General features: G+C 57.0%; 20 protein-coding genes. 12 read left to right on the forward strand and 8 right to left on the reverse strand.

The annotated features are described in order from the left end of the window. Nucleotides 1-31 precede the first annotated feature (31 nt). Nucleotides 32-370: a P-II family nitrogen regulator gene (locus GS611_RS02055; RefSeq protein WP_152458342.1), complete on the reverse strand. Its 339-nt coding sequence runs from the start codon at nucleotides 368-370 to the stop codon at nucleotides 32-34. Nucleotides 371-541: 171 nt separating this feature from the next. Here GS611_RS02055 and GS611_RS02060 point away from each other — a divergent pair, with 171 nt between their 5' ends. From GS611_RS02060 to tig, 3 genes are all read left to right on the forward strand, one after another. After that, nucleotides 542-2,143, forward strand: a complete 1,602-nt coding sequence (locus tag GS611_RS02060; RefSeq protein WP_171631599.1) for an NAD(P)H-hydrate dehydratase — start codon at nucleotides 542-544, stop codon at nucleotides 2,141-2,143. Nucleotides 2,144-2,451: 308 nt separating this feature from the next. Beyond that, nucleotides 2,452-3,576 (forward strand): porin, encoded by a 1,125-nt coding sequence (locus GS611_RS02065; protein ID WP_171631603.1) that lies wholly within the window; start codon nucleotides 2,452-2,454, stop codon nucleotides 3,574-3,576. Between the two features lie 184 nt (nucleotides 3,577-3,760). Further along, nucleotides 3,761-5,092, forward strand: coding sequence for a trigger factor (gene tig, locus GS611_RS02070; RefSeq protein WP_171631608.1), 1,332 nt, complete (start codon nucleotides 3,761-3,763; stop codon nucleotides 5,090-5,092). 101 nt (nucleotides 5,093-5,193) lie between these two features. On the opposite strand, the gene GS611_RS02075 is transcribed toward tig, so the two are convergent. The 6 genes from GS611_RS02075 to rpsF all read right to left on the reverse strand — a co-directional run bounded on the left by GS611_RS02075 (nucleotide 5,194) and on the right by rpsF (nucleotide 8,978). Then, complete coding sequence (locus GS611_RS02075; RefSeq protein WP_171631612.1) at nucleotides 5,194-6,048, reverse strand: acyl-homoserine-lactone synthase; 855 nt, start codon at nucleotides 6,046-6,048, stop codon at nucleotides 5,194-5,196. Nucleotides 6,049-6,155: 107 nt separating this feature from the next. Then, nucleotides 6,156-6,857, reverse strand: coding sequence for an autoinducer binding domain-containing protein (locus tag GS611_RS02080; RefSeq protein WP_171631615.1), 702 nt, complete (start codon nucleotides 6,855-6,857; stop codon nucleotides 6,156-6,158). 236 nt (nucleotides 6,858-7,093) lie between these two features. After that, the gene (locus tag GS611_RS02085) at nucleotides 7,094-7,579 is read right to left on the reverse strand and encodes a lytic transglycosylase domain-containing protein (protein WP_171631620.1); all 486 of its coding nucleotides are present in this window, start codon (nucleotides 7,577-7,579) and stop codon (nucleotides 7,094-7,096) included. Between the two features lie 156 nt (nucleotides 7,580-7,735). Next, nucleotides 7,736-8,356 carry a 50S ribosomal protein L9 gene (gene rplI, locus GS611_RS02090; protein WP_171631623.1) on the reverse strand — a complete coding sequence of 207 codons (621 nt, stop codon included), beginning with the start codon at nucleotides 8,354-8,356 and terminating at the stop codon, nucleotides 7,736-7,738. A gap of 12 nt (nucleotides 8,357-8,368) precedes the next feature. Next, a complete protein-coding gene (rpsR, locus tag GS611_RS02095; protein WP_005608650.1) occupies nucleotides 8,369-8,596 on the reverse strand; it encodes a 30S ribosomal protein S18 in 228 nt (75 codons plus the stop codon). Nucleotides 8,597-8,624: 28 nt separating this feature from the next. Next, on the reverse strand, nucleotides 8,625-8,978 hold the full coding sequence (gene rpsF, locus GS611_RS02100) for a 30S ribosomal protein S6 (protein ID WP_152458335.1): 354 nt from the start codon (nucleotides 8,976-8,978) through the stop codon (nucleotides 8,625-8,627). Nucleotides 8,979-9,261: 283 nt separating this feature from the next. Between rpsF and GS611_RS02105 the strand changes: the two genes are divergently transcribed. Next, nucleotides 9,262-9,780, forward strand: a complete 519-nt coding sequence (locus GS611_RS02105) for a hypothetical protein (RefSeq protein ID WP_171167615.1) — start codon at nucleotides 9,262-9,264, stop codon at nucleotides 9,778-9,780. 126 nt (nucleotides 9,781-9,906) lie between these two features. Then, nucleotides 9,907-10,479: a YceI family protein gene (locus tag GS611_RS02110; RefSeq protein ID WP_171631627.1), complete on the forward strand. Its 573-nt coding sequence runs from the start codon at nucleotides 9,907-9,909 to the stop codon at nucleotides 10,477-10,479. A gap of 60 nt (nucleotides 10,480-10,539) precedes the next feature. Here GS611_RS02110 and GS611_RS02115 read toward each other — a convergent pair whose 3' ends face one another. Then, on the reverse strand, nucleotides 10,540-11,766 hold the full coding sequence (locus GS611_RS02115; RefSeq protein WP_171631630.1) for a cytochrome b/b6 domain-containing protein: 1,227 nt from the start codon (nucleotides 11,764-11,766) through the stop codon (nucleotides 10,540-10,542). A gap of 174 nt (nucleotides 11,767-11,940) precedes the next feature. Here GS611_RS02115 and fabD point away from each other — a divergent pair, with 174 nt between their 5' ends. From fabD to mltG, 7 genes are all read left to right on the forward strand, one after another. Then, the gene (gene fabD / locus GS611_RS02120) at nucleotides 11,941-12,879 is read left to right on the forward strand and encodes an ACP S-malonyltransferase (RefSeq protein WP_171631634.1); all 939 of its coding nucleotides are present in this window, start codon (nucleotides 11,941-11,943) and stop codon (nucleotides 12,877-12,879) included. A 42-nt stretch (nucleotides 12,880-12,921) separates the two neighbouring features. After that, nucleotides 12,922-13,659, forward strand: a complete 738-nt coding sequence (gene fabG, locus GS611_RS02125; protein ID WP_171631637.1) for a 3-oxoacyl-[acyl-carrier-protein] reductase — start codon at nucleotides 12,922-12,924, stop codon at nucleotides 13,657-13,659. 206 nt (nucleotides 13,660-13,865) lie between these two features. Further along, nucleotides 13,866-14,099, forward strand: a complete 234-nt coding sequence (locus GS611_RS02130; RefSeq protein ID WP_008756330.1) for an acyl carrier protein — start codon at nucleotides 13,866-13,868, stop codon at nucleotides 14,097-14,099. A 138-nt stretch (nucleotides 14,100-14,237) separates the two neighbouring features. Then, nucleotides 14,238-14,777, forward strand: coding sequence for a GNAT family N-acetyltransferase (locus GS611_RS02135; RefSeq protein WP_171631641.1), 540 nt, complete (start codon nucleotides 14,238-14,240; stop codon nucleotides 14,775-14,777). 123 nt (nucleotides 14,778-14,900) lie between these two features. Then, nucleotides 14,901-15,644: a HisA/HisF-related TIM barrel protein gene (locus GS611_RS02140; protein WP_171631644.1), complete on the forward strand. Its 744-nt coding sequence runs from the start codon at nucleotides 14,901-14,903 to the stop codon at nucleotides 15,642-15,644. Between the two features lie 182 nt (nucleotides 15,645-15,826). Further along, the gene (fabF, locus tag GS611_RS02145; protein ID WP_171631648.1) at nucleotides 15,827-17,092 is read left to right on the forward strand and encodes a beta-ketoacyl-ACP synthase II; all 1,266 of its coding nucleotides are present in this window, start codon (nucleotides 15,827-15,829) and stop codon (nucleotides 17,090-17,092) included. After that, the gene (gene mltG / locus GS611_RS02150; protein ID WP_171631652.1) at nucleotides 17,093-18,250 is read left to right on the forward strand and encodes an endolytic transglycosylase MltG; all 1,158 of its coding nucleotides are present in this window, start codon (nucleotides 17,093-17,095) and stop codon (nucleotides 18,248-18,250) included. Nucleotides 18,251-18,315 lie beyond the last annotated feature (65 nt).

Below are 18,315 nucleotides of genomic sequence, written 5' to 3' on the forward strand. Positions count from 1 at the left end.
CTTTTGATAGATGTGTCAGTAATCGTGTGAGTTAGAGCGCTTCCGAGCCGGTCTCACCGGTCCGGATGCGAATGGCCTGGTCGACGGGCGAGACGAAAATCTTGCCGTCTCCGATCTTGTCGGTTTTGGCGGCCGATACTATGGCTTCGATCGCGGCGTCGACCTGGTCGTCGTCCAATACGACCTCGACTTTAACCTTGGGCAGAAAATCGACGACATACTCGGCGCCGCGATACAGTTCGGTATGGCCTTTCTGGCGACCGAAGCCTTTGACCTCGATGACGCTGAGGCCCTGGACGCCCACATCCTGCAAGGCCTCTTTTACTTCGTCCAGTTTGAACGGCTTGATGATCGCTTCGATCTTTTTCATCCCGGTTCACCTTGAATGGTTGTCTCAGGGGCAGTGATCACGTCTAAGATCGGGCGGCAATGTGATTGCGATATCGTGCAGGTCGGGATGCTTGGAAAAACGGTTGGGTGCTAATTTTTGAGCGACTTGCACAAAAAGTAATCAAAACTGAATCAGGCGCGGGGTGAAAGGATGGAATTGCTGACAGCGGCACAGATGCGGGCCATTGAGCAGGCCGCCATCAAGTCTGGTGACGTGACCGGTCTGGAACTGATGGAGCGGGCCGGCCAGGGTGTTGTTGACGCGATTTTCGAAGAATGGCCCATGTTGGACAGGCGAGGGGCCAGCCCCTCGCGCTCCCCGGGATATTTAGGGCCAGATGAAGAGGATCCGCTGCGCGCAGTGGTGCTGTGCGGACCGGGCAACAATGGGGGTGACGGGTTTGTCGTGGCGCGGCTTTTGCAGAAGCAGGGGTGGGCGGTTGAGGTGTTCCTGTATGGAGACCCGCAAAAGCTGCCACCGGATGCGCGGGTGAATTATGAGAGATGGCGGGCAAAGAACGAGGTTCGCGTCTTCGCTGTCGACTCCGCCCCGTTGGCGGACGATTTTCTTGGGTTTCCAAAGAGCATTGATCTGGTTGTCGACGGGGCTTTTGGCACGGGTCTCACCCGGCCATTTGCAGGGGCGTTTTCCATGTTGGCCAATGCGCCGGTCAGAGACCTGCTGCGAGATCGAGGCGTAAAGGTCGTTTCAATTGACGCGCCAAGCGGCTTGTGCGCCGACAGTGGTCGCATTCTTGGTCAGGCGATAGTTGCAGACATGACGGTGACGTTTCACAGTAAAAAGCTTGGGCATGTTCTGGGCGATGGTCCGGTGACCTGCGGGACGGTCCGAACCAAGTCGATCGGGCTTGAACCACTGGAAGACGGTCAGATCGTTCACACGACTGAGGCTGACGGGGTGAAGCTTTCGAAAGGTTCGGTTGGCCACAAATACTCACACGGTCATGCTTTGATCCTGTCCGGGGGGGCGGGCAAAACAGGGGCCGCGCGTTTGGCGGCGCGGGGGGCTTTGCGGGTTGGAGCGGGGTTGGTGACGCTGGGTGTGCCGCCGTCTGCGCAGATGGAGGTTGCCAGCCAGATCACGGCCCTCATGTTGCAGCGGGTTGATGGGGCTGATGGATTGTCTGAAATACTTGAGGATACGCGCCTGAATGCGCTCTGCCTGGGGCCTGCGCTGGGATTCGAGCGGGCGCGGGCACTGGTGCCGATGGCCTTGGCTGCGCGGCGGGCGACCGTGTTGGATGCGGATGCTTTGTCAGCTTTTGCCGAGGATCCCGGCGCCCTGATCGCGCGATTGCACGACAAATGCGTACTGACACCGCATGGCGGGGAATTTGCACGGGTATTCCCGGACATTGCCGCGCAGATGAACGCGCAACCGGCCAAAGGCCCGGCGTTTTCCAAGGTGGACGCAACGCGTGCTGCTGCAAAACGGGCTAGGTGCGTAGTTCTGTTCAAGGGCCCGGACACGGTGATCGCTGTGCCGGATGGCCGGTGCGTGGTCAACTTGGCCGTATACGAAAGAGCGGCCCCATGGTTGGCGACGGCCGGGTCCGGTGATGTGCTGGCAGGGTTCATCGCAGGTTTGTTGGCGCGAGGTTTGCCACCAATGCGGTCGGCGGAAACTGCGGCGTGGCTGCATGTGGAATGTGCGCGCCAGTTCGGGCCGGGTTTGATCGCGGAAGATTTGCCGGAACAGGTGCCGGAGGTTTTCAGAAAGTTGAATATTTGAGTTTGTTGGGCGTGGAACGGCTCAATTCACGGCGAGTCGGCGGAAATCCGCCGTCAAGGTTCACATCAATGCAGACCGAATGTTTGCCAGATGCATAGCTGGACGTCACAATTTATTTGCACACTGTGCTTTGGATCTTCGAATGGACTTGTAACCGTATGAAATAAAATGAAAAATAACCAATTTTTCGATATGCCATGTTGCGAATTTGCAATGCTTGCGAGGGAGTGAATGCGGGCCACTGGAACGCTCGCATTTCGTAAACAATTGGACAGTACCTGAAACCCGAACCTTTCATGGTGAGTGAAATGACCCTTAACATCAAACCGATATCAATAGCCGCTGTTCTGACTGCGACGACCGCCATCCCGGCTGTGGCGGAAATGAAGTACGAAAACAATAGTGGCGGATATGTACTGTTGTATGGACAGCTGCACCCCGCCTTGATCTCGGTGGATGACGGACAGGATACCGAGACCCGTGTTCTCGACAACGATCTGTCAAACAGCCGTGTTGGCCTGCGTCTTGTGCAGCCATATGGAAGCAACGAATTCCAGTTTTGGTTCGAAACAGGCCTTGGCCTGCCGGGTTCGGCGTCTGCCGATCAATTCGGAACCAACGCAGATGGATGGAATCGCGAAGACATTCGCCATGTGGACTTCTCGTTGAAAGGTGGCTACGGCAAGTTTTCGGCAGGTCAGGGAAGCATGGTCGCCGATGGCGCCGCAGAGGTTGATCTGTCATATGTCGGAACCGCGCTGTATTCGTTTACCAACGATGAAAATGCAGGGTTCTTCTATCGCGACACGACCGGAATGCTGAGCGGTATTACGGTGGGTGACAGTTCCAGCAACTTTGACGGCGCGCGGCGTGGTCGTGTGCGGTATGATACGCCGTCGTTCAATGGGTTCTCCGCCGGATTCGCTTACGGTCAGAACATTTTGTCCAGCAGCGACGACGACGACTATTATGACGTCGGTCTGTTTTACGAAAACACTTTTGCCGGTGGTGTGGAGTTCGCTGCAGCCGTTGCCTATTCGGTAAGAGACCGGGATAACAATTCGGGGGATCGCAAAGATACGATCGGTTCTGCTTCTGTCCTGCTTCCCAGTGGCCTGGGCTTTACGATTGCGGGCGGTACGCGCGACGATGATCAGGCCGGTGCCACGGATCCGAACTATTGGTACGGTAAGATCTCGTACGAAGGCAACTGGGTGTCCTGGGGCAAGACTGGCGTCGGTATCGACTATTATGATGGCTCGGATTTCCAGAGCAACGGTTCTGACACCAAAGCCTGGGGTATCGCGGTCGTGCAGAAAGTCGAACCGATCAACACGGATGTCTATCTGAAATACCGCAACCACGATTTCGATGACGGCACATCCTTTGACAACAACGAGGCATGGGTTCTGGGCGCACGCTGGAAGTTCTGATTGCCCGGCTGGAACAAGCGCGAACGCCCCGGTTTCCGGGGCGTTCTTTTTTGCGGTTTTGGCGATCAAATACCACTGGATTCAGCCTTTGCCCCTTGCACGTGGGCGGCTGGGCAAATAGAAGGCTTCAAATTTGCCCGGCGCGCCCTTTTTGCGCGCCCCGAATCCTATGGGGACTACCATAATGCAGGTTACCGAGACGCTGAACGAAGGTCTGAAACGTGGCTACAACATCGTTGTGTCAGCAGCCGAGCTGGACGAGAAGGTCAATGAAAAGCTGACCGAGGCGCAGCCGGAAATCGAAATGAAAGGTTTCCGCAAAGGCAAGGTGCCAATGGCGCTGCTGAAAAAGCAGTTTGGCCAGCGCCTGTTGGGCGAGGCGATGCAGGAAACTATCGACGGCGCCATGAACAAGCATTTCGAAGACAGCGGTGATCGCCCCGCGCTTCAGCCCGAGGTCAAGATGACCAATGAGGACTGGAAAGAAGGCGATGACGTGGAAGTCGCCATGTCCTACGAGGCGCTACCAGCGATCCCGGAAGTTGACCTGAAATCGGTCGAGTTGGAAAAGCTGATCGTCAAGGCCGATGACGCCGCCGTCGAAGAGGCGCTAAACAATCTGGCGGAAACCGCTCAGGACTTCAAAGCGCGCCGCAAGGGGTCAAAAGCCAAGGACGGCGACCAGATCGTGTTCGATTTCGTTGGCAAGGTTGACGGCGAAGAATTCGAAGGTGGTTCGGCAGAGGATTACCCGCTGGTTCTGGGCTCGAACAGCTTCATCCCCGGCTTCGAAGATCAACTGATTGGCGTGAAAGCCGAAGAAGTAAAGGACGTCAACGTTACGTTCCCTGAAGAGTACGGCGCTGAGCATCTGGCCGGGAAAGACGCCGTGTTCACCTGCACAATCAAGGAAGTCAAAGAACCGGTTGCTGCGGAAGTGAACGACGAACTGGCCAAAAAATTCGGCGCCGAAGATCTTGAAGCCCTGAAAAGCCAGATCGCAGAGCGCCTGGAAGCTGAATATGCAGGTGCATCTCGCGCCGTGATCAAGCGCGCTTTGCTGGATGCGCTGGACGAGAAGGTGTCGTTCGATCTGCCGCCGTCGCTGGTTGAAGCCGAGGCCAAGCAGATTGCGCATCAACTGTGGCACGAAGAAAACCCAGAAGTCGAAGGCCACGATCATGACCCGATCGAGCCCACGGACGAGCACACCAAGCTGGCCGAGCGCCGCGTGCGCCTGGGCCTGTTGCTGGCTGAACTGGGCCAGAAGGCCGAGGTTGAAGTCACCGACGCTGAGATGACACAGGCAATCATGAACCAGGCACGTCAGTACCCGGGTCAGGAACGTCAGTTCTTTGAGTTCGTTCAGCAGAACGCACAGATGCAACAACAGCTGCGTGCGCCGATCTTTGAAGACAAGGTTGTGGACTACGTTTTGGAGCTGGCTCAGGTCACTGACAAGGAAGTCAGCAAAGACGACCTTAAGAAAGCCGTTGAGGCACTGGAAGAGGAGTAATCCTCTTCCTTCCCTTCATCGGAAGAAGGGACAAAAAAACGGAGCCGCCTGCAATCAGACGGCTCCGCATGGGTGGCTTTTGTATCTATGAGGTGAGGGGGTCAGGCCTCATGAGCAAAAGCACGGGGGGTTTCCAAAAGAGCGGTTTTTTGTTCTGGCGTGAAGGTATCCGTAAGCGCTTCGATCAGCTTGAGGACATCTTTCCGTTCAGCTTCGGTTTTTGCCGCGCTCATCTGTTCCACAAAGTACTTCTCTAGATCGGTGAGTGGTTTGTGATCCTGATTCGCAGGATTCTTGGCTGCGGCTTTCTTCGCGGCAAACAGGGCCAGCGCTTCTTCGTCGTCCATGAAGACGTCATTGTGAATGTCCGCAAATTCACGCAGACCGGCGATACGTTCTTCGGTGCAGTCCAACAAAGCAGCCAATGCGTGAACCTTGCCCATTGGAACCGTCTTGCCGACATAGTCATAAGGCGCGCAATTCGAACGCTTCAGCACCCGATCCATGACCGGATCGATCACGGTGATGATGTCCTGAATACCTGCGTTTTTCGCATATTCCAAAGAACCGATCATCAACTCGCAAGTCGCGTAGGAGACTGAGTTCTTTTCCTTGCCACGCGTGAGGCGTTGGGTGTCTACGCAGAAACGGGTGGATTCCCACATGGTTGCGCTGCGAAGAGGTGCTTCGCCGCAAAGGATCGCCGAGAAGACATCCGACAACATGTGTGGTCCGGTGGTCTGGAGGGCACGCACGGCTGCGACGACATTCCCCTCATCGTCGAGTCCGATTACATATGCCGGGTCCAGTTGATCGAACTCGTCGATTTCTTTTCCGTCTTGAATGTTGACGTCCCATCCCAGGCGCCCACCAAAAACACGTGCTCTCAGCTCGAACATTTCGTCAAGAACTTCGCTGAACATATGTCTGTTCAGGCCATCTACCACGATGATCATTTCTTCCCCCTTCGAGTGGTTGTTCGGTAATTTAGAAGTTACCGGGCCCGGGGAGATTTTCTATTGGGGGTTTCCCGTATTTTGGCGAAATTTGGCGATTTTTTTGTTTAACTTGGGGTAATAAGCCCAATTGCAATCGCGCGGCCAACGGCCTGAGGGGTGGTCAGCGCACTAAGCTTTTCTCGGCTGGAACGCAAGTGCACTTCTACGGTTCGGTGCGAAATGGACAGAATATCGCCGATATCCTGTTGCGATTTCCCCGCTGCAACCCACTGCAATATCTCTGTCTCACGTCTGGAGAGCGTTGGATGATACAGCGCGCTGGTCAATTCGTCTGATGAAACCACGTTGTCATGGATGTGTACTGCCATCGACTGCAAGTCACTGATGACATGCGTATAAAGCTTGCGCCATTCCTCTTTGCTGCAATTGCGCGTTGCGCTCAGCAGGCCGATATCCCCATAGGGGCCGCGCACGGGAATCGTAACGCCTTGGTTCGGCAATCCAAAATCATGGGCATCCCGGAATACACGTTGGAAATCGGGGCTGCGCTCGAGGCGGCTCCAATCCACCGGCGCGATGCTGCGGCGGGCCATGTGGATGGTCGGGTCGATCATGATCAGACCCTGGTTCTGGTAGTGCTTGTTCCAGGCGTCGTCATAGGTCACAAAGCCTGCCACCGTACCGGCGGCCGGGTTCATGCCAGCATATGCAGCATGATCCATATCATGCTTCTCACAGATTTGCCTTAGAAATTCGGTGTATCGAACTTCTGAATCCGGCAGAGTGCTCAGATCGACAATTTCCATGTGGTGCCTACCAGCTGCGGCCCATCTTACAGCCCGATGGTGTCGTCGAGCATGCATATAACACAGAGTGGAACCCGTTTACCTCACCGAGCCAGAACACCATAATTTCCTAAACATGACAAGGCGAGGTACTAATTGTCTGCGCAATTCCAAATAATGAGACACTCAATAGAACATTTTTGTCACTATTCGGCAAAAAGTGCTAATTTCACGCAGCTTTCTGACGCTAATCACCGTCAGTTGGCGGGTTTTAGCCCAGTTTCCACCAGCAATCCGCGCGCTTTGGCTTCGGGGTAAAAGCCCTTGGCATAAAGAAATATCGCCCGATCCTGGTTGCCATCAGACAGAAGCCAGGCACCGCGAAGGTATTTCCCTGCAAATTCAAGGTTGGTGTCCGCGTCCAACAAGCCTTTGGCGTTTCCGGTGTACCCCATGGAACGCGCGGTGGCTGGAAGGATTTGCAGCAGTCCATAATAGGGTCGGTTGACCGCCCAGGGGCGATGCGTGCTTTCACGAATGGCAAGCTTGTGAACAAGCTCTCGCGGAAGCTCGTAATGGTCCGCCCATTTGTTGATCGACGCGCGAAGTTCCGGCGTTTCGTTTGGATAGAGCATAGGGTTGAACTGTGATGTTTCGGCCTTGGAGACTTCTCCTGCACCGCAGGCAACCAACGGGGCTGTCAGTAAGAGTGCCAAGAGATTGCGACGGGTGATCGGGGGCATGAGTTTCTCCGGGGTTTCGAGTGGCAATGATATGGCCTGAGTATTTGGCTGCAAGATTATGGATGGAGTTGGGCTGAAATTTGCTGGTTTGTCTCGTAGACAAGAAAAAAGGCCGCGCTGAAGCACGGCCTTTGTTGTGTTCGAAACCTTGCCGGATCAGGCTTTGGCTTCGTCTTCCTCGGCAGGAGCGGCTTCCGGAGCCAGCTCTTCGTCCTCGGATGCGGCCGAGCCGATGTCGTCGAACAGTTCGGCGATCTCGAATTCAGCGGCTGCTTCTTCTTCGGCGGCCAGTTCTTGGATCGATTTGCCCGAGGCCTGAAGCTCGGCTTCTTCTTCCGAACGCGCCACGTTCATCTTGATTTCAACTTCGACTTCGGGGTGCAGCTTGACTGCAACCGAGTGCAGGCCCAGTTCCTTGATCGGATTGACCAGAACAACCTGCTTTTTGTCGACAGTGAAACCAGCTTCGGTTGCGGCGTCAGCGGCGTCACGCGGGGTGACCGAGCCGTACAGAGCGCCAGCATCCGATGCCGAGCGAATCACGATGAACTGCTGTCCGTCCAGCTTTTCAGCCAGTGCTTCAGCTTCTTTCTTGGTTTCCAGGTTGCGGGCCTCAAGCTGCGCTTTCTGGGCTTCGAACGACGCGATGTTGGCATCGGACGCGCTCAGGGCTTTGCCCTGGGGCAGCAGGAAGTTGCGGGCGTAGCCGGGCTTGACGTCAACGACGTCGCCCATCTGACCCAGTTTCGCAACGCGTTCCAGAAGGATAACTTGCATGTCAGTCTCTCCTTACTTCACGGCGTAGGGCAGCAGGGCGAGGAAGCGGGCGCGCTTGATAGCACGGGCCAGTTCACGCTGCTTTTTCGCCGAAACGGCGGTGATGCGCGAAGGTACGATCTTGCCACGCTCAGAGATGTAGCGCTGCAGCAGACGGGTGTCTTTGTAGTCGATTTTCGGCGCGTTCTCACCCGAGAACGGGCAGACCTTGCGGCGGCGGAAAAATGGTTTTGCGGCCATGGTTTAGTGTCCTTTCCTCAGGCGGTGATCAACGACGCTCGCGGCGGTCGCCACGTTCGTCACGCTTCTGCATCTGAACCGACGGGCCGTCTTCGTGACCGTCAACCTTGATGGTCAGAACGCGCATGACGTCATCATGCAGGCGCATCAGGCGTTCCATTTCCTGCACCGCGCCCGAGGGGGCATCGGTTTTCAGAAAGGCATAGTGGCCCTTGCGGTTCTTGTTGATCTTGTAGGCCATCGTCTTGACGCCCCAGTACTCGCTATCAACCAGCTTGCCGCCGTTGTCAGCCAGAACGGTGCCGAAATGTTCGACGAGGCTTTCCGCCTGCGCGTTGGACAGATCCTGACGCGCGATCATTACATGCTCATACAGTGGCATGTGCACTCCTGTTTATGTCAAGGCGCATTTCATAGGCGGGGCCATCCGGTCCTTCGCGACCCTGCCACGAGAGGCTGCGCGATTCATCTGATTGCGAAGGATGGCCCCGTATACACGTTTGAACCGCAGGAGCAAGCCCCGCCACATATGCCTTTGAGACGCCGCCCAATTTCCTTTGGGCCGCCCAAATGCTGACGCTTTTCGGCTCAAAGTTGTTTTGCATACCGGACGTTACCCGGACCAAACAGAAAATCGACAGTAACCTGATAAAAGGTGAAGTGTTATGACCGCGACCAATACAAACACATACCGGGAAGAGGCGGCAGGCTCGCGCTTTGAGCATTCGGTGCCGGTAATGATTGCCTTCGCGCCAAACTGGAAGGCCCGTTTGATCCTGGCGCGGTTGGTCGGAGCGTTCCTGATCTTTTCGGCGTTTTCGATGTGGCTGATGCCGGGTTCGATCGTGGGTGCAGATGTCTGGCCGATCAAGATGGTGGCATCCATGCTGTTTCTGATCGTCGGTGTCAGTTTGCTGACGATCGAAGTACTTGATCAGCGCCCGGATGCCTATTTCGATCCGATCCGCCGCGAAGTCCGTGTTCTGCAAAAGAACGAAGACGGACGCCCTCAGACGGTGCTGCGCCGCAGCTATGAATCGCTGGGTGGTGCGCGTTTTGAGGAAAACGAAGTCCACTTGTTTGATGTGGATGGGAGCCTTTTGATGAAGCTGCCCCTTGAATCGGCGGATGTCAGCCGAGCGTTGAAAGGGCAACTGAGCAAGAGCGTAACAATTTTCGGCTGAACTTTATTCTGTTCAAAAAGGAACAGATGTTGTGACTCGAAAAAGGTTGTGTGCCGCTGACAGGCGGCACATTTTGTTTGTGAGCAACCCAGACGGTTTGCATTCACAAAAAACGCGGAGATTGTTATGAAATCCACCCTTCTTGCTGCTGCACTGGCCGTATCGGCGACCACGGCATTCGCCAGCGCCGAGAAATACGTGCTGGACCCGAGCCACAGCCAGGTTGTCTTCAGCTATGACCACCTGGGCTTTTCAACCACAACCGGCATGTTCTCGGGCTTTGAGGGCGAAATCATGTTCGATCAGGAAAATCCCGCCGCCTCCAGCGTGAGCGTGTCGATGCCGGTATTGGAGATGCTCACCGGCTGGAAGCCACGTGAAGATCACTTCATGACCGAGGATTTCTTTGGTGCGACCGAGGGCGATCTGATCACCTTTACCTCGACGGGTATCGAAGTGACCGGTGAAGACACGGCCAAGATCACCGGCGACCTCACCATGAACGGCGTGACCAAATCCGTTGTTCTGGATGCCAAACTGAACAAGGTTGACACCCACCCGATGGCAAACAAGCCATGGGCCGGTTTCAACGCCACCACGACCCTTGTCCGCAGTGAATTTGATCTGGGCCAGTTCGCACCGTTTGTAAGTGACGAAGTGCAGGTGCAGATCTCGGTCGAAGCGCAAAAAGCCGAATAAGCGCAAGACAACGAACACGAAAACCGCCGGTGATCCTGTCACCGGCGGTATTTTTTGGCATTACTGACTGCGGGACGCGGCGAGTTCCACAGCGACGGTGACGATGAAGCCGAGCGAGTCTTCGGTGGGCTGCGATGCGCCGATGCCGAAATCCAACCTGTTCAGATCAACCGAGCCCGTCATGGTCGCGGTGTCGTCCTGAAGGTCCAGTGAAAACGGGAGTATGATATCGATCGTCTTGTCGCGGATTGTCAGTGGTCCGCGTGCCTCATATCCGCTTTCGGTTTTGAAAATGTCAGCCGTGAACTGGGCCGTCGGAAACTGGGCGTTGTTAAAGAAATCCGCACCCATGGCCTGTTCGGTTACGGTTCCGAGGCTGAGAGACCCTATTGCGATCGTGACCTCGACGGACCCGGCCGGGCCAGGCTCGGCAGGGTCGTTAAAAGCAATTGCGGCTGTCCAGTCGGAAAACGAGCCGGTGACCGGGCTGCCCAATTGGGAAATCGTGATGGACAGGGTGCCGTTCTGAACCTGCCAGTCTGATTGCACCTCGGCCAGTTGGACGTCGGCGTCATCATCGTCGGCCTCACGCGCAAATTCGCCAGAGACCCAGCCGCCGGTGAGGACAAGCGCCCAAACGGCCACCGCGGCGACGGCGGGCACAAGGGAATGATGCTGGTGCGGAGGCTCCGGTGCATCTGACCCACCCGGCAACATCCTGCGCAACGTGCTGTCTTTGTCTATGATGTGATGCTTCAACGCTCCGGCAACATGCAGGACCAGCGCGCCGACGAGCGTCCACATGAACAGCCAATGCAGAACGCCTGTCACCTCGGCCACAATGGTTGATTTCGCTACAAAAGGCAGATTTTGGCCGAAGGGCCAGAGGATTGGAGCAAACCCTTCGGTTGCGGCGTGGTGCACCCAACCGGTCAGTGGCACAAGCATCAGTGACCCATAAAGAAGCCAGTGGACGGTTTCGGCGGCAAAAGCCTCGGGCTTGTTGTCGGCATTCAGCAGGCCGGGCTTGGTTTGCGTGAAGGCCCACACTATCCGAGCCAAAGCAACGAAGAACACGGTGATGCCTACGGTTTTGTGCAATGAAAACATGCGCGCCGCGCGTGCGATTTCGGCCTCGCTTGGGGCTGTGGAGGCATGCAATACAGCATGGGCCAGGTTGTCCGCGATCCAGCCGAGCGGCAGGGCCGTGAAGATCAGCAACGCGGTGAGCCAGTGAAACGTCTTTGCGACACTTCCGTAGCTTGAGAAGGAATTGGTCGAGGCCATGGGTGCAACGCTCCGAGATTCTGTGCTGCGCCCAAGTTAAGGTTATCGGAAGTCGGCACAAGTAAGCGCTTGTGCACAGCCAAGGTGCCAGAATGCAGAACACAGGCAGTGCTTGTGCCAGACGATCAGTCAGTTTACACCCCGCCGCAACCTGACATCATCCATGAGGTTGCAATGACACTCGCGTTCGTTTTTCCGGGGCAGGGCGCCCAGACCATCGGTATGGGCAAAGCACTGGCCGATGCTTATCCGGCGGCGCAGGCCGTCTTCGATGAGGTGGACGAGGCACTGGGAGAGAAGCTGAGCAGATTGATCTGGGAAGGCGACATCGCCGACTTGACGCTGACTCAGAACGCCCAGCCTGCTCTTATGGCGACATCCATGGCGGCAATGCGTGCGCTGGAAGCCGAAGGCGTTTCGGTTGGTCAGGCGGCTTTCGTGGCGGGTCATTCCTTGGGTGAATACTCGGCCCTTGCGGCAGCGGGGGCTCTGTCGGTTGCGGACACCGCGCGCTTGCTGCGCACCCGCGGTCTTGCGATGCAAAGTGCCGTACCGGTGGGCGAGGGCGCAATGGCGGCCATTCTTGGATTGGACCTGGAGGCGGTGCGCGCCGTTGCAGAAGAAGCCGCGCAGGGACAGGTCTGTCAGGCTGCCAATGACAACGATCCAACCCAGGTCGTTGTGTCCGGTTCCAAGGCCGCTGTCGAGCGTGCCGCCGAGATTGCCAAGGAAAAAGGCGCAAAACGTGCTGTTATGTTGCCTGTAAGTGCTCCATTTCACTGTGCGCTGATGCAGCCTGCGGCAGATGTCATGGCGGAAGCGCTTGCTGCCGTCGAGATAAAGGCGCCTTCCGTGCCTTTGGTGGCCAATGTGCGCGCCGAAGCCGTCAGTGATCCGGATCTGATACGTCAGTTGCTGGTGGAACAGGTGACGGGTTCGGTTCGCTGGCGGGAAAGCGTTCAGTTCATGGCCGCGCAGGGCGTGACTGAAACGTGGGAAATCGGTGCTGGCAAAGCGTTGTCCGGCATGATCCGCAAGATCGATCGTGCCATTGCAGGCAAGGCAGTGGGCACACCGGAAGATGTTCAAAAGGCCATTCAGGCCGAATCGTAAGCTCAAAAAGCGTCGTGGCCGACGCACCAAGAGGAAAACCGAATGTTTGATTTGACAGGTAAGAATGCGCTGATCACCGGTGCTTCGGGTGGTATCGGAGGCGACATTGCACGTGCGTTGCACGGTGCTGGCGCAGCGGTCGGATTGTCCGGTACACGTGTCGAGCCATTGCAGGCTCTGGCAGACGAACTGGGCGAACGCGCGCATGTGTTGCCTTGCAATCTGAGCGATCCGGAGGCCGTCGAAGCGTTGCCAAAGCAAGCGGCCGAGGCGATGGGATCGGTGGATATCCTGGTGAACAATGCGGGTATCACGCGCGACAACCTGTTCATGCGCATGTCCGATGAGGAATGGCAGAGCGTTATTGACGTGAACATGACCTCGACGATGAAACTGTGCAAAGGTGTGATCCGCGGCATGATGAAGTCACGCTGGGGCCGGATCGTGAATGTCTCGTCCGTGGTGGCCGCAATTGGCAACCCGGGGCAGGCAAACTATGCTGCGTCAAAAGCCGGAATGATAGGGTTTTCCAAGGCTTTGGCTCACGAAGTGGCAACGCGCGGAATTACAGTGAATGCCGTGGCGCCGGGTTTTATCACCACGGCAATGACCGAGAAGTTGACCGAGGAACAGAAAAAGGGTCTGTTACTCAAGGTTCCGGCCAATCGCATGGGCGATCCCGAAGAAATCGCAGCGGCCGTTCTGTATCTTGCCAGCCCCGAAGCGGGTTATGTTACCGGAAGCACCTTGCATGTGAACGGCGGCATGGCCATGTTGTGATCGCCACAGGGGCAGCGCGAAAGCGTTTGCCTCTTGCGTCGACTATGCTATAGGCGGCGCATCTATGCGGGGCCGGTTGTTCAGGTCGGCCTTCGACTTCCCGGTTCGCCGGGACCCAAACCGCCCGAAACGGGCAAATCAAAGCCAACCCGTGCGGGCAAGGGCAGAATCGGGCAGACCGCCCTGTAAAGGAATGAGGAATAGACATGAGCGACGTCGCAGATCGCGTTAAGAAGATCGTTGTTGAGCACCTGGGTGTTGAAGAAGATAAAGTCGCGGAAAACGCGTCCTTCATCGATGATCTGGGCGCAGACAGCCTGGACACCGTTGAACTGGTCATGGCCTTCGAAGAAGAGTTCGGCATCGAAATCCCCGATGACGCAGCCGAGACCATCCAGACCTTCGGCGACGCCGTAAAGTTCATCAGCGAAGCGTCCTAAGCGTTTCCCTCTGAACAAATGCGGCGCTTCCGGGCAACGGAGGCGCCGTTTTTTTATGCTTGTTCAAAATTCATGCTTGCGCGGTCATTTTTGGATGCGCACTGTTTCCATTGAGGCAAAATTCAAAGTGGACAGGGCATGATAAGATCCACTCCCATGATAAATACCGCGCGTTTGACGCTGTGTGCCATGCGCCCGGAGGACTTTGACCGGTTCGCCGAGATCTGGAGAGATCCGTGCGTCGTTCAGCATATTGGCGGCTCACCCCGATCGCGCGGAGAAGCATGGGATTCCTTTTTGCGCAATGCCGGGCATTGGCACATGGCCGGGTTTGGACAATGGGGTGTGCTGCAACAATCGGATCGAAAGCTGATCGGACAGGCCGGTTTCTTTTACGGAAACCGCCGGATGGGCGAGGATTTCGACGGGTTTCCCGAGGCGGGTTGGGTTCTGGCGCCCGAGGCGCAGGGGCAGGGCCTGGGGTATGAGGCGGCCAAGGCAGCGCATGACTGGTTTGACCGGGTGATTCCCGGGCCTTTGGTTGCGATGGTGAATGCGTCCAACGCCTCGTCGCAGAAGCTTGCCAAAAAGCTGGGCTATGTATTGATGCGGGAAGGGGTGTATAATGAAACCCCGGTGCATTTGCTTCGGCGCAACGGGCCACCTGCGCTCGCGTAAATCCGCCACTTCGACACTATGCCGCAAAATGGCCAAACTGTGCCGATCCCGGTGATATTGGGAGGGCGTTCCAGGTGTATGCTGCCGGGGATTTTCAGAGCGATTGAGCGGAGGACCGAGCTCATGAGGATATACCCCACTATGGAGTTGCAGAACGGCCGGTGTGTCACGTTAGACAAAGGTCGTTTGGACAACGCTATGATTTGGCACGTAAACCCGGTTGAAACGGCGCGAAGCTGGGCCGAAGCGGGTGCCGAATGGATGCACCTGACTGATTTCGATGCGATAGAGGGCAAAGATACCAACGTCGAATTGATTGAAGAGATTATCCGCGCGGCCGAAATCCCGGTTCAGTTGGCAGGTGGCATGCGGACCCGCGAACAGGTCGAGCGCTGGATCGACAAGGGCGTCGGTCGCGTCGTGATAGGGACGCTGGCAGCGCGCGAGCCGAAGCTGGTCAAGGAATTGGCCACGCTCTACCCGGATCAAATCGTGCTGTCGGTCGATGTCTGGCAAGGTTTTGTAATGACGGATGGCTGGCGCAGCCAAAGCGTATTCACGCCCGAAGCGTTTATCGACGCGTTCGAGGGGGCGCCGTTTGCTGCTATCGTGGTGACCGATATCGACAGCGATATGGAGGACGTCGAAGCTCAACTTGGTTTGATCTCGGGGATCGCCAGTCAATCGCGCACCCCGGTGATAGCAAGCGGGGTTGTACGTACCGCGGATGACATCTCGCGGCTGGCGTATATTCCCAATATCTCGGGTGCGATCGTGGGGCGTGCATTGTTTCGCAAGACACTTGACCTGACGGATGCTCTGGAAATGGCAAAATCGGCGCATGAGCCGGTGGCACAGTTCCAATAAATACGCTTCGCCCTTTCAACCGGAATCGTGAAAGGGCGGCGCCGATTTCCGTAACCCAAAGCGGTACTGCTTCGGTTACCCGGCGGCGAGAAGCCCGCATGAAATCGCCGTTGCTCTTGCCCCCGGACCCCGGGCCGGGGTAAGAGCGGTTCTCATAACAGGAAGCAGGCAAGAGGCACTTCATGCGCAGAGTCGTTGTAACCGGTCTTGGATTGGTCACTCCTTTGGCCAGCGGGGTCGAGGAAACCTGGTCGCGGCTGCTGGACGGAGAGTCCGGCGCTGGTCCCATCACGCATTTTGATGCGGAAGGCAGTGGTGTCACCACGACCTACGCCTGTGAGGTGCCCCGCGGGGACGGAACCAACGGGACCTTCAATCCCGATGACTGGATGCCGCCGAAAGAGCAGCGCAAGATCGAGGACTTTATCCTGTATTCCATCGCAGCCGCTGAAATGGCGTGCAAGGATGCGAACTGGTTGCCGGAAGATGAAGAGGACCGCCTGCGAACAGGTGTTCTGATCGGTTCTGGCATCGGGGGGTTGGGTTCGATCGCGAATACCGCCAATCTGATCCGCGACAAAGGCCCGCGCCGGGTTTCACCGTTCTTTATTCCGGGTGCTCTGATCAACCTGGCATCAGGTCAGGTGTCGATCCGGCATGGCTTCAAGGGGCCGAACCATTCGGTCGTGACGGCGTGTTCCACCGGTGCCCATGCAATCGGTGACGCCAGCCGTATCATTCGGGCAGGGGACGCAGACGTCATGGTCGCTGGTGGCGGCGAAGGCTGCATCTGCGAGATCGGCATCGCCGGGTTCAACGCATGCAAGGCGTTGTCGACCAAATATGCGGATAATCCAAAGGCGGCCAGCCGACCCTATGACGTTGACCGCGACGGATTCGTCATGGGCGAAGGTGCGGGCATCGTCATCCTGGAAGAGTATGAACACGCGAAGGCCCGCGGTGCGAAGATTTACGCCGAGGTGCTGGGCTATGGCATGTCGGGCGACGCATATCACATCACGGCACCGTCCGAGGACGGTGACGGGGCAGAACGTTCGATGAAAGCCGCGTTGCGCAGCGCGGGGCTGGAGCCGAAGGACCTGGACTACATCAACGCCCATGGCACCTCGACCATGGCGGATACGATCGAACTGGGTGCGGTCGAACGTCTGCTGGGAGACCACGCCGCGAACGCCACCATGACGTCGACCAAATCGGCAACCGGTCACCTTTTGGGTGCAGCGGGGGCGATCGAGGCAATCTTCTCGATTCTGGCGATCCGCGATCAGGTCGCACCTCCGACGATCAACCTGGACAACCCCGCGGTGGAGACACCGATTGATCTGGCCCCGAACGCCAAGCGTGAGCGCGAGATCAACGTGGCCCTGTCGAACTCGTTCGGGTTTGGCGGCACCAATGCCAGCGTGATCTTCGGAAAGGTCAACTAAATGTGGCGGGCCATTGCTTCGAACGCGCTGACCATTCTGGTGGTCGGCTTGTTTCTGATGGGAGGACTGATCCTTTGGGGTCAGACCCAGTACAAGGCCGAAGGCCCGCTTGAAACCGCAATCTGTCTTCAGGTCAGAAGCGGATCGAACATGACACGTGTCAGTCAGGAACTGGAAGAGCAGGGCGCGATCCGCAGTGCCACGATCTTTCGGATGGCCGCCGATTACACGGATCGGGCGCAGCAGTTGAAAGCCGGCAGCTTTCTGGTGCGGGAAGGCGCGTCGATGGAGCAGATCATCGACGAAATTACCAGCAGCGGTGCCAGCACCTGTGGATCCGAGATTGAGTATCGTATCGGTGTGACGCGTGCTCAGACCCGTGTGCGCGAGTTGAACCCTGCGACCCTGGATTTCGTCGAAATCGCGTCGTTTGATCCGTCGGAAGAAGAGGTGCCTGAGGCCTATACCGAGAAACGCAACGAGGCGGACACCCGTTACCGCGTGTCGCTGGCCGAAGGTGTGACCTCGTGGCAGGTGGTCCAGGCGTTGAAGGCGTTCGACGCATTGACAGGTGAGGTGACCGAGATCCCGGCCGAAGGGATGCTGGCGCCAGACAGTTACGATGTTGTGGCGGGCCTGGACCGTAACGACATTTTGCAGGCGATGCAGGACAAGCAACAATTGCGGATCAACGCCGTTTGGGAAAGCCGTCAGGACGGGTTACCGCTGCAAAGTCCCGAAGAAATGCTGATCCTTGCGTCGATCATCGAAAAGGAAACCGGAGTTCCGGAAGAGCGCGGGCAAGTGGCCAGTGTTTTTGTGAACCGGCTGAAACAGGGGATGCGGTTGCAGACGGACCCGACCGTCATCTATGGCGTCACCAAAGGGCAAGGCACGTTGGGGCGCGGACTGCGCCGCAGCGAGCTGAACCGACCAACGCCGTGGAACACCTATCAGATAGACGGTTTGCCACCGACGCCGATTGCCAATCCGGGCTTGGCCAGCCTTGAAGCTGCTGTTGCGCCGGATGACACGGATTTCGTGTTCTTCGTTGCCGATGGCACGGGTGGCCATGCATTTGCCGAAACTTTGCAGGAGCACAATCGCAATGTCGCCAAATGGCGCGAGATTGAGGCAGAGCAGAATTCGGGAAATTGATCTGAACGAAAAATGGTTTCGTTCATCGTGTTGCGCCAACGCCGGTCATTGAACCGGCGTTGGCT

Source organism: Ruegeria sp. HKCCD6119, from assembly GCF_013110585.1.
Taxonomy (GTDB): Bacteria; Pseudomonadota; Alphaproteobacteria; order Rhodobacterales; family Rhodobacteraceae; genus Ruegeria.